This is a genomic window from Bradyrhizobium sp. SZCCHNS30572, assembly GCF_032484415.1.
Taxonomy (GTDB): domain Bacteria; phylum Pseudomonadota; class Alphaproteobacteria; order Rhizobiales; family Xanthobacteraceae; genus Bradyrhizobium.
Genome location: NZ_JAUESY010000013.1, coordinates 257,740 through 269,632, shown reverse-complemented (window position 1 = coordinate 269,632; position 11,893 = coordinate 257,740). Strand labels below are relative to the sequence as shown.

The following is an 11,893-nucleotide window of genomic DNA, read 5'->3' as shown; positions in this document are numbered from 1 at the left end:
CCAACAACACCAGAGCGAGGCGTCATGAGTTCGCAGCCGGCCAAGCCCCGCATCGCCGTCTTCTCACTCCGAAACATCTTCGGCAAAGCCCTCAATCGCGGTCCTCACGTCGAGTTCGAGGACATCATCTGCGAGGTCGATTCAGCCGAGATGTTTGCACCCGTGCTCGACCCGTCGAGCCGACGGGCGAGCTTCGCCACCCGGCTGGGCTACCACGCGCCCGTGCTGTTGAATCCCGGGCTGGCGCGGATCGAGCCGCAACAGCAATACGACGTTCTGTTCGCGATCTGCGGATTCCCGCAGGACCTGATCATGTTCAATGCGATCGAGGATCTGAGAGGCGCGTGCAGGACCTCGGTGTGTCTGCTGGACGAGCTCTGGGTGAAGGAGATCGCCAAGCACCGGCATTTCCTGAAGATCCTCGCCAAGTTCGACGTCGTGATGCCGTTCCAGATCAGTACTGTGAAGCCGCTCAGCGAGGAGATCGGCAAGGCATGCGTGCATCTTCCGCTCGCCATCGATGCGATCCGGTTTTGTCCCTATCCCGATCCGCCCGCAAGGGTCATCGACGTCTTCAGCATGGGGCGCCGCTCCCGTGTCACGCACCAATCACTGCTCGCGATGGCGCGGGACAGCGGCCTGTTCTATCTCCACGACACGATCGGCGGCAGCCAGGCCATCGATCTCCGGGAGCACCGGACGCAGATGGCAAACCTCGCCAAGAGGAGCAGGTATTTTCTGGTCAATCCCGGCAAGTTCGACGAGCCGCAGGAGACCGGGCGGCAGGTCGAGTTCGGCTATCGGTATTTCGAGGGCGCGGCGGCGGGAGCCATCATGCTCGGCGAGCGTCCCGACAACGAGCTGTTTCCGCGGCTGTTCGATTGGCCCGAGGTGATGATCGACGTGCCGCATACATCGCCCGACATCGACCGGGTCATCAGGGAGCTGGACGACGATCCGGTCCGCCAGGACCGGATGCGGCGAACCGGCATGGCCCAGACGTTGATGCGGCATGACTGGGTGTATCGGTGGGAGACGATCCTGGAGGCCACGGGTCTGCAGCCGATGCCGGGCCTCGCTGCCCGCAAGGATCGGCTGAAGAGGCTGGCCGCGATGGCGGCCGGTCCAGGGATCACGCGCGAGCAGGAGTTAAATCGCAAGCCGGTATTGTTGGCGCAGTGACGTTTCAATCATTTTCTCCGCCACAAGGAGACGTCATCGCTCCCCGCGGCCTCCGATCTCGGCCGCGAACGATTTTATACCGGCTGCATTTTCGATGGTCGGATTTTCATGGCCCTGGACGGATCTGTTTGGCCCGTGACTGGGAATCGGAAGGTTGGTTACGATGATTGAAAGCGATTGAACGGAAATGTCGGAAGCCGTCGCCGCCTATTTCGAGGAACATCGGGAGTCGAGCGATCTCGGACGCCGCGCGCTGCGCGGCGGCCTGATTTCCATCGTCATCCAATACGGCAATTCCGTGCTTCAGATCGGAGCGGCCATCGTTCTGGCCCGGCTGCTTGCGCCGGAGGATTTCGGGCTCGTCGCCATCGTCACCGTGCTGACGAGCTTCGCGCCGCTGCTGATCGACTTCGGCCTGCTCGATGCCACTGCCCAGCGCAGCAGGATCACTCCGGCCCAGGTCAGCGGTCTGTTCTGGGTCAGCACCGGCATCGGCGTTGCGGTGGCGATCGTCGTCGCGGCATCTAGCCCGCTGATTGCCTGGGTCTACGGTGATCCGCGACTGGAGCCGATCGCGCTCTGCGTCGCGATCACCTTCGTGCTGTCCGGGCTGACCAATCAGCACATGGCGCTGCTCCGGCGCACGCTGCAGTTCGGCCGCATCGGTCGGATCCAGCTGTTCGGCACGCTGGCGGGGACGGTTGCCGCCGTCGCCATGGCATTCGAGGGCTACGGCTATTGGGCGCTGGTCATTCGCCCCGTCGTGACATCGATCTGCGTCGTGGTCGCCGCGTGGTCAGCCTGCCGTTGGCGGCCCAGCGCGCCGGTGTTCGACGCCGAGGTGCGATCGATGGTGCGTTTTGGCCTCCACGTGGTCGGATTCACTGTGGCCTATACGTTGTCGCGGGCGGTGGACCGGATCGCGCTCGGTCTGCTCTACCGGCCCGATCAGGTTGGGTACTACCAGAATGCGATGAACCTGTACGACAACTCGATCTATGCGGCGCTCAATCAGACGCATGCGGTGGGAAGCTCGGCGCTCAGCAAGCTGCAGTCGAATCCGGCCGCGCTCCGGCAGAAGTACGAGGCGGCGCTGTCGATCCTGGCGTTCTTCCTGATGCCGGCGGCGGCGATCCTCTCCGTCACGGCGGAGGACCTGACCGTCGTCCTGCTCGGGCAGAAATGGCAGGCTGCGGGAGCGCTGCTCAGCATCATCGCGCTGCGCGGCATTTCGCACGTCGTCGAGGGCTCGCAGGGCTGGCTGCATCTGTCGCTCGGACGGGCGGACCGGTGGCAGACCTGGGGGATCATCTCGCTCGTCGCGCAGGTCGTTGCGGTGCTGGTGGGGCTGCCCTTTGGGCCGGCCGGCGTGGCCTGGGGCGTCGTGGTCGGATACTCGCTGATCGCTTTGCCGTCGGTGATGTATGCCGGACGTCCGATCGGGATCGGTGCCGAGCTCGTGGTCCGGGCCGTCGGAGCGCAGACCATCGGCGCCGTCGCAACCGCAGCGACCGGCTGGTGGCTGCAAGCGACGTTTCTCGGAGCCTATCCCGCGCTCGTGCGCATGATCCTGTCCGGCTGCTTCTGCGGCTGTCTCTATCTCGCGATCGTTGTCGGCGTGTTCCGGGTCCGCGAGCCGCTCAGGATCGCAGGTACGATCGTCCGGGACTTCATCGGCAAGCGTTGAGAGGGAGCGAAAGGAGCCCGGAACCCCGCCCTCGTGCCGCGATTAACTATCGCAATCGTTAAATGCCACATATAAAATATCCCGTGATTTAAATGTTTTAAATGGTCATGACCAGCGACAACCACCCAGGCTTGGATGTGATGGAGGCGGAGCCTGCGCCGTCGGCGCAGCGCGACCCCGAATGGTCCGCGTCCGGTTTCGCCGATCGCCGGCGGCTCAGCATCCTCAGCGTCTCGCACATGCCGGCGAGCCCGCCGCGGTTCGGGGCACAGGCGCGCATGCATGGGCTGATGACCCAGCTCGCGCGCCGCCACGACCTCACGGCGGTGATGATGGTCGATGACGCCTTCGACATCGAGGAGTGTCGGCGGGCCATGCAGGCCTATTGCCGCGACGTGGTGCTGGTGCCGAACCCTTACGGCCGCGACGGTCTTGCGAAGCGGCTGCTGCAACTGCGCTCGCTGGTCTCGGTGCGGAGCTTCGACCGGCTGCGCGTGGCCCTGCCGGAATTGCAGCGGGTGCTGGATCGGGTGCTGCGGACCACGCGGTTCGACGTCGTCAATCTCGAATTTCCCTATCTGGGCCACTGCCTGTTCCGTCAGGCGCCGGCTGGCGCGACGCCGCCGCGGCTGATCATCGACTCGCATGAGATCGCCTACGATCTGGCGCGGCAGTTCGCCGCCACCGGCGCGAGCCTGGGCCGCCGGCTCTACGCCGGTGCGAACTGGCGCAAGCTGCGCCGCGAGGAGATCGCGGCCTATCGAAAAGCCGATGGCGTCTATCTCTGCAGCGCGGACGACGAGAAGCGTCTGCATGACGACATTCCGAACGCCCGCACTGCGGTCATCCCCAACGCCGCCGATGTCGAGTTCTACCAGCCGCGCAGCACCGATCCCGCGCCCGATGGCCGTACGCTGGTCTATTTCGGCCTGCTGTCGACGGTGCCCAACATCGATGCGGTCACGCATTTCGTACACGACATCTGGCCTCGTATCGCCGCCCGGCACCCGGATGCGCGCTGCAAGATCATCGGCGGCCGGCCGCCGCCGGCGTTGACGGCGCTGGCCGGGCCGCGGATCGAACTGACCGGCTTCGTGCCGGACCTGCGGCCGCACCTCGCCGCGGCGGCGGCGGTGATCGTCCCGCTGCGGCTCGGTGGCGGCACGCGGCTGAAGATCGTCGAGGCCATGGCGATGGGCAAGGCGATCGTCTCGACCAGCCTGGGTGCCGAGGGCATCGAGGCGATGCCCGGACGCGACATCCTCATCGCAGACGAGCCCGACGCCTTTGCAGATGCGGTCAACGGGCTGCTCGCCGAGCCCGATCTTGCGGTGCGGATCGGCGGCGCGGCGCGGCAGGTCGCGGTCGAGAAATATGCCTGGAGCGCGGCCGCACAGGCGCTCGAAGACTTCTATTGCGAGATCCTGGAGACCCGTTCGTGATGAAGGCCGTGCTCATCGGGGCAGGGCAGATCGCCCGCCAGCATCTCGCCTGCCTCAACACCTTGCCGGGCGTTCAACTGGCCGGCATCTGCGACCTGTCGCCGGCAACGGCGGAGGCCGCGGCCGAGCGTTACGCCATCCCGTCCTGGTTCACCGATCATCGCACGATGCTGCAGACGGTGCGGCCCGATGTGGTGCACGTGACGACGCCACCGACCTCGCATTTTCGACTCGCGATGGACGCGCTCGAGGCCGGCGCGCATGTGATCGTCGAGAAGCCCGCGACCTCGACCTTCGACGAGCTGCAGACCCTGACCTTGCGCGCCAAGCAGACCGGCCGCCATGTCGTCGAGGACTACAACTACGTCTTCAACCGGGCGCCGCAGGAGATACTCCGTCGCATCGAGACCGGCGAGTTCGGTGCCGTGACCCATGTCGACGTGCTGATCTGCCTCGACATCCTCGGCCCCGACGGCTTTGCCGATCCGAATTCGCCGCATCCGGCGCTCAAATTGGCGGGTGGTGCGATCGCCGACTTCCTGCCGCATCTCGCCTCGCTGTCGCATGCCTTCGTCGGCCCACACCGCAAGGCGGAGACGGTCTGGAGCAAGCGCAAGGCCTCGCCGCTGCCGTTCGACGAGTTTCGCTGTGTGGTCGAGGCCGAGCGCGGCACGGCGACGCTCGGCTTCAGCGCGAGCGCGCGGCCCGATGCGTTCTGGCTGCGGGTCTATGGCGAGCGGATGCAGGCGACCGCCAATCTGTTCGAAACGCGGTTGACCTTCGATGGCCCGCGCAACGTGCCGAAGCCGCTGCGCCCGTTCTTCAGCGGACTGGAGGAGGGCCGCGACATCCGCCGCGCGGCGCTTTCGACCTTGCTGCGCAAGTTCAAGGGCCCAGGCGCCTATGAGGGGCTGTGGGAGTGCCTGGCGCGCACCTATCAGGCGCTCGGCTCGGGAACGGCCTTGCCGATCACGATCGAGGACGTCCTGGCCGTCAATCGGATGGTCGAAGCGATGAAGCCGACGGAGCAGGCGGACATGAGGAAGCTGGCGATATGAAAGCCCTGGTCACTGGCGCCAACGGGTTTCTCGGCCGGCATGTCGTCGATGCGCTGCTGGCCCGCGGCATCGAGGTTCGCGCCATGGTGCGTCCGGCGACGCGCGTTGACGCCCTTGGCTGGCCGTCGTCGGTCGACATCGTCAGGGCCGACCTGCGCACCTCGCGCGACCTTGCTCGCGCGTTCGAGAATGTGGATGTGCTGATCCATCTGGCGGCCGTGGTCGCCGGCGGCGAGGACGCGCAATTCGCCGGCACGGTAGGCGGCACCGAGCGGCTGCTCGAGGCGATGGCAGGCAGCGCCTGTCGCAGGCTCGTGCTGTGCAGCAGCTTCTCGGTCTACGACTACACTGCGACCCGCGACGTCCTCGACGAAAGCGCGCCGCTGCAGCAGACGCCCGACGTCTACACCCGTGGCGGCTACACCGTCGCCAAATGGTGGCAGGAGCGGGTGACGCGCCGCTACGTCGAGAAGAACGGCTGGGATCTCACCGTGCTGCGTCCCGGCTTCATCTGGGGACGCGGCCACGGCTATCTCGCCGCGCTCGGCCAGCAGATCGGACGCCACCACGTCGTCATCGGGCCGCTGACCCGCATCCCCATGACCCATGTCGAGAACTGCGCCGACGTCTTCGCGCTGGCGGCGACGGATTCGCGGGCGATCGGCCAGACGCTGAACATCGTCGACGGTCCCGGCGAGCGGGTCTGGACTTATCTGTCGGACTACATGCGCGGCACCGGCGAGCGCGGCCTCCGGTTGCCCATCCCGCATTGGCTCGCCAGCAGCATCGTACGGCTGGCGTTTGCGACCGTGTTCAGGCGGGCGACCAAAGTGCCGGCGATCCTGACGCCCAAGAAGTTTGACGCGATGCTCAAGCCGCTGCGCTTCGACAACCGCAAGCTGAGGGAGACGCTTGGCTGGACGCCGCCGCTCGACTACGAACAATGCCTGGCGCGGACCTACGGTCCGCTGCCGGCTTCGGCGCCAGCGCCGGCGTCCTGGTCGTCCGGAACGGCTGCTTCCATTTGAGGGCCGAGATCGTCCTGCGATGCCCGAGGTCTGGTCGCTCGCGATCTCGCGCGCGAGGCCGTTCCGTGTCGTCGGTCATTTTGACGTCGCGCGTCTCAAACGGAATGTTCTGATGTGTGGCATCGCTGGGATCATCGGACGGGTTGACGACGACAACCGCGCCGCGCTGCGGCGGATGAACGATGCCATGCTCCATCGCGGTCCGGATGCCGGGGGAGTCTGGACCTCGCCCGCGGACGAGCGTGGCTGGGGCGCGCTGCTGGCGCACCGCCGGCTCGCGATCCTCGATCTGTCGCCCGCCGGTGTGCAGCCGATGACCGATCCGGTCACCGGGCATGTCATCGTCTTCAACGGCGAGATCTACAATTTTGCCGACCTGCGGCAGCGGCTGGTCGCCGGCGGCCAGCAGTTCAGCTCGACCGGCGATACGGCGGTGATGCTGCGCGCGCTCGGCCTGCATGGGCCGGAGGCGGTGGCGTGGTTGCGCGGCATGTTCGCGTTCGCCTGCTGGGATCCGAAGGAGCGCCGGCTGCTGCTGGCGCGCGATCCCCTCGGTATCAAGCCGCTGTACGTCGCCCGCGCGTCGAAACCCGACGCGGGCTGGTCGGTGGCCTTCGCATCCGAGCTGCGTGCTCTCCTGGCATCCGGCCTTCTGGGCAGGGCCCAGCTCGATCCACAGGCCGTCGCCAGCGGCGTCTGGAACGGCTTCGTGGTCGGTCCCGGCACGGCGGTGAAGGGCGTCGAACTGCTGCCTCCAGGCCATCTCACCACGTTCGACGGCGTCGGCAACATCATCCGCGATGAGGATTTCTGGTCGATCCCGGAGCGGGCTCCGGACCCGACGATGGACGAGGATCATCTTGCCGAGATCCTCGAGGAGGGGCTGAGGCTGCATCTCGCCAGCGACGTGCCGCTCGCAGTGTTTCTCTCGGGCGGCATCGATTCCTCGGTCATGGCCAATCTGGCGCAGCGCGCGGCCACGGGTCCGATCCACACCTTCACGCTTGCTTTCGAGGAGCAGGAGCTGAACGAGGGGCCGATCGCGCGCCAGATCGCCGCCGCCATCGGCACCGAGCATCACGAGGTGGTGCTGACGGAGCAGCACTTCGTCGACAACCTCGATGCCGCGCTCGACAGCCTGGACCAGCCGACCTTCGACGGCCTGAACTCATACTTCATGTCGCACGCCATCCGCGGCGCAGGCTTCACGGTGGCACTGTCGGGGACCGGCGGCGACGAGCTGTTCGGCGGCTATACGTCGTTTCGCGACCTGCCGATCCTGCAGCGATGGTCGGAGCGCACGGCCTGGGTGCCGGCCGGCGTCAAAGCCGCTGCGGCGAAGCTGGCCGCGCAGATGCTGTCGCCGTCGCGCGGCACGGTGGCGCCGCAGACACGCTGGGCCAAGCTCCCGGAGATGATTCGACGCGGCGACGATCTTCTGGCGCTCTACCAGATGGCCTATGCGCTGTTCCTGCCCGGTTTTCAGCGCGAGCTGCTCGCGCCTGATCTCGTCGATACGCTGACAGATGGGCTGCCGGCCGCGATGAGAGCGAAGATCACCGCGGAGACGCGCGCGCGCACTCCGCTGTCGGCGATCAGCGTCATGGAGCAGCGCCTGTTTCTCGGCGAGCGCCTGCTGCGCGACAATGACGTGGCGAGCATGGCGGCCTCGCTGGAGCAGCGGGTGCCGCTGGTCGATCAGGTGCTGTTCGAAAGCGTCGACCGGCTGCCCGATGCGACGCGCTACGCGCCGCTGCGAAGCAAGGCGATGCTCAGGCGGATCGGCCTGCGTGGCCTCGATCCGTCGCTGTTCGACCGGCCGAAGAGCGGCTTCGTGCTGCCGCTCGATCGCTGGATTCGGCGCGGCCTGCAGGATGCAATGGACCGGACCCTGCGGGACCCGCAGGCCGTTGCGCCGGTGGGGCTGGACCCCACGGCCGTGGAGCGCCTCTGGCGCGCCTTCCTCAATGGGGCGCCGGGGATCTATTGGTCGCGCATATGGTCGATCTACGTGTTCGTGCGCTGGTGCCACCGTCACCGCGTCTTCCGCTGACGCGCGATCGACATCACGAGAATCGGCCGCATCGAGGCGCGCGTGCTCAGGCCTCCGGCATGACGACTCCGCCGCACACCGGCACGCGAACGCCGGTCACGAAACCGGCGAGGTCCGAGGCCAGAAACGCGATCATGTTGGCGACGTCCTGATCGTAGCCGCGCCGTCCGAGCGGCACGGACCGCTCGTAGAGCGGCTGCACCTCGTCACGGTCACGACGGTCCTTGTCGGAGACGACCCAGCCCGGGGCGACCTGATTGACCGTGATGCCATGCGGTCCGAGCTCCCGCGCCAGGGACCGCAGCATGCCGTCCATGGCGCATTTGGCCGCCGTGTAGGGCGCGCGGTTGGGCAAGGCCAGGCTCGTCATCTCCGTGCCGAGAGAAATCAGGCGTCCCCATTTTCGCTCGATCATCGGGCCGGAAAACACCCGCGCGGTCGCCCAGGCCTGCAGGACCGAGGAGCGAAACACCTTGTCGAACTGGTCGGGCGTCTGCTCGACGACGGGGCGTTCGTCGTACCATGTCACCGCATTGTTCACGACGATGTCGACAGGGCCGAGCACACCCTCGGTGACGCGGCGCATGGCCTGCACATCCTCGAGCTCGGCAACGTCACCCGAAATGGTGCAGGCGTGCTGCGGCTGGAGCTCGTTCAGCTCCTCGCACAGCCTCTCCGCAGCAGCGCGCGCCGTCAGATAATGGATGGCGACCTTTGCACCACAGGCCGCCAGTGTCCGGGCGATCGGGCGGCCGAGCTCTCCCGCCGCTCCCGTGACCAGCGCGACCTTGCCCGAGAGATTGATCTGGAGCGGGGACCTCAACGGTCGCAGTGCCGGATCGTCCGGCAGGGGACCGAGCGTATGTCGTCGAATTCGTCGTGCAACTGCGCTCGCGATCCGCATCCACCCGTCCCCGAAAGTATTCATTGGTCGGGGTCGCAGTATTAAATGCGGGACTAATTATTTAAACTGCACAATTTGACGCATTTGTGCAGCAGGCGATGGAGCGGTGAAGGGGTGCCGATGCGCTCAGGATGCGCGCGGCGTCGGACTCTCGGCGAGACGGTTGCCGAGCCGCCAGTCTGCGCCGGACGCGTCCTGCGCTGCTCTCGCAGCAGGCGCCGGCCTGAACTTGCGCCGGAGCTGTCTGAAATACGGCTCGATGAAGCGCTCGATCGCCGCCGCGTAGATGACGGAGATCAGGAGCGCGAGCGGAAACAGGAGGTAGGGCTTGGCAGCGATCGCGGGCAGGTTCCTGTCGATCGTCCGGATCACGACGTTGTGGATCAGATAGATCGCATAGGAATAGGTGCCGAGCGTCATCACCCAGGAGCGGTTGAGATGACGAAACAGCGGCGCGTCGGCGAAGCGGACTGCGAAGTAGAACAACGGCATCAGCGCCAGCCCCTGAAGGCTGTAGCGGGCGGTCTCCCGGAACACCGCATCACGGTAGACCAGCGAAGCCAGCAGCGCCGCCGCGGCGACGGCCAGCAGCGCCCATTGCGCCGCCGACATCCGCCCCGAGGCAGAGCGCTGCCGCACCGGGTTCATGACCAGCGCCAGAATGCAGCCATAGGCGATCGAGTCGATGCGGGTGTCCGAGGCGTAATAGGTGCGGTCGGAGAAGAACCCAGGGGCATGCACGAGATGGATGCGCCAGGCGAGGACGCCGAGGCAGACGAGCCCGAGCAGCGCGCCGATGGTGCGCGGCCGCAGCGCCGATCCGAGCAGCAGCGTCATCAGCAGGGGATAGACGATGTAGAAGTGCTCCTCGACCGCGAGCGACCAGAGAATGCCGGTGCCGTCGGGCACCGTGTTGCCGGGATCGAAGAACAGACCGTAATAGTTGGCGAAATACAGCACCTGGGCCGCCAGGCCCTTGACGGTCATTCCGCCGTCCAGCAGGCCGGCGGCGGTGAGGCCGTAGGCGATCGCCAACGACAGCAGCAGAGGCGGCATCAGCCGGAACACGCGCCGCGCATAGAAGCTGGGAACGTCGAGCGCGCCGGTGCGCTGATGCTCGGCCAGCATCAGCGTGGAGATCAGGAAGCCGCTCAGGAAGAAGAAGATGGTGACGCCGAAGCCGCCGGGGACCATGGCCTGAAGCCCGGAATGGCCCAGGACCACGATCAGCACCGACAGCGCGCGGATGCCGTCGAGTGATGGAATGAGCGGGGATGCGCTGCCATGGGCGTTCGTGCTGCGGGACGCTGCCGGCGCGGTCGCCTCGCCGCCAGGCGCCGTTATCGGCGGCACGGCGGAAGCGGCACGAAAGCGGCTGAGCTCGAGAATCTTGGCCATGTTGTCCAGACGGGGTCGGAGAAACACGTAGCTTCGTCGTCGTCGTGTCAATGCCGCGGCGATCGGCCGCCGAGCGTCATCGCGTGTCGGCCGCGGCGTGGCTGGCGCGCCAGAGTTGGGCCCGCTCCGCGTTGATCCGGGCCGTGGCGGCGCGCTTGCCCAGGCGCAGGCAGGCATGCTGATAGGCGCGGAGGAAGCGGCGGAATTCGAGATCGTCGTAGCGCGGCAGGCCCGTCAGCCAGCTCCGGAAATAGCCCCACAGCATCGCGGTGCTGCCGATCAGGGCGGGATAGGCCGGCAGGTGATAGACCGCCACCGCGAGCTGATACAGCGGCGACGTTCCCATGAAGTACTGGCCGAAACCCTTGCGCAGCCGTCCGGTCCAGATGCCCTTGTGACTGGCGCCCTGCGGCCGCAAATGGATGAAGCGCAGCGCTTCGGTGTCGATGCTCTCGGCGATCCAGCCGAGCATGCGGCAGCGGTGGCAGTCGATGCCGTCCCACATGACCTGGCGCACGAAGCCGCCGATCTCCTGGAAGCAGGCGACGCGGTAGAACTTGGTCATCCCGACCGACATCTCGTCGCCGCAGACCTCCGGCTCCAAGGCGCCGGTCTGCGGGTGGACGAACCACGGCTTGCCCGAGGTGGTCCCGACCCGCGGATCGCTCTCCATCCGCTCCATCAGCAGCTCGAAGTAGCGCGCGGGCAGATCGAGGTCCATGTCGAGCTTGCAGAGATAGTCGAAATCCTCCAGCCGCACGCTCTCCAGGCCGGCATAGAATGCCTCGATCACGCCGGGTCCGACCTTGCGTCCGCCGCGGTCGGCGCGGCGGATCACGCGCAGATAGGGCAGGCGCTGGGCGTACTCGTCGAGAATGGCCGGGGTGTCATCGGTCGATCCGTCATCCACCACGATCCACAGCGCCGGCGGCACCGATTGCGCAGCGACGCTGTCGAGAGTCCGGCGGAGATATTGGGCCTCGTCCCGGCAGGGCGAGATGAGCAGGTAGCGGCGCGATGGCGTCACGTATCAAATCCCTTGCCGAAGGCGGAAGATTGGGACGAAGCTCTGCCGAGCAGGGCGTCGCCGGCCGCCTTTCAATAAATTAAATCGTGAATTAATATTATGTCATGGCGCGTG

General features: G+C 66.5%; 9 protein-coding genes. 6 read left to right on the top strand and 3 right to left on the bottom strand.

Going from position 1 to position 11,893, the window contains the following annotated elements; genetic code table 11:
- Positions 1-24: 24 nt before the first annotated feature.
- From QX048_RS33120 to asnB, 6 genes are all read left to right on the top strand, one after another.
- A complete protein-coding gene (locus tag QX048_RS33120) occupies positions 25-1,182 on the top strand; it encodes a glycosyltransferase (protein WP_316200838.1) in 1,158 nt (385 codons plus the stop codon).
- 187 nt (positions 1,183-1,369) lie between these two features.
- Entirely contained in the window at positions 1,370-2,869 is a 1,500-nt protein-coding gene (locus QX048_RS33115) for a lipopolysaccharide biosynthesis protein (protein ID WP_316200839.1), read from the top strand.
- Between the two features lie 101 nt (positions 2,870-2,970).
- On the top strand, positions 2,971-4,311 hold the full coding sequence (locus QX048_RS33110) for a glycosyltransferase family 4 protein (protein ID WP_316200840.1): 1,341 nt from the start codon (positions 2,971-2,973) through the stop codon (positions 4,309-4,311).
- On the top strand, positions 4,311-5,369 hold the full coding sequence (locus QX048_RS33105) for a Gfo/Idh/MocA family oxidoreductase (protein WP_316200841.1): 1,059 nt from the start codon (positions 4,311-4,313) through the stop codon (positions 5,367-5,369). The genes QX048_RS33110 and QX048_RS33105 overlap by 1 nt, the downstream gene beginning before the upstream one ends.
- Positions 5,366-6,397 (top strand): NAD(P)-dependent oxidoreductase, encoded by a 1,032-nt coding sequence (locus tag QX048_RS33100; protein ID WP_315827758.1) that lies wholly within the window; start codon positions 5,366-5,368, stop codon positions 6,395-6,397. Before QX048_RS33105 ends, QX048_RS33100 begins: the two co-directional genes overlap by 4 nt.
- A gap of 112 nt (positions 6,398-6,509) precedes the next feature.
- Positions 6,510-8,450 (top strand): asparagine synthase (glutamine-hydrolyzing), encoded by a 1,941-nt coding sequence (gene asnB / locus QX048_RS33095; RefSeq protein WP_316200842.1) that lies wholly within the window; start codon positions 6,510-6,512, stop codon positions 8,448-8,450.
- A gap of 46 nt (positions 8,451-8,496) precedes the next feature.
- On the opposite strand, the gene QX048_RS33090 is transcribed toward asnB, so the two are convergent.
- From QX048_RS33090 to QX048_RS33080, 3 genes are all read right to left on the bottom strand, one after another.
- A complete protein-coding gene (locus tag QX048_RS33090; RefSeq protein WP_315717401.1) occupies positions 8,497-9,273 on the bottom strand; it encodes an SDR family NAD(P)-dependent oxidoreductase in 777 nt (258 codons plus the stop codon).
- 207 nt (positions 9,274-9,480) lie between these two features.
- Positions 9,481-10,752, bottom strand: coding sequence for an acyltransferase (locus tag QX048_RS33085; protein ID WP_315827760.1), 1,272 nt, complete (start codon positions 10,750-10,752; stop codon positions 9,481-9,483).
- 76 nt (positions 10,753-10,828) lie between these two features.
- The gene (locus QX048_RS33080) at positions 10,829-11,779 is read right to left on the bottom strand and encodes a glycosyltransferase (protein WP_315717403.1); all 951 of its coding nucleotides are present in this window, start codon (positions 11,777-11,779) and stop codon (positions 10,829-10,831) included.
- Positions 11,780-11,893: the final 114 nt, after the last annotated feature.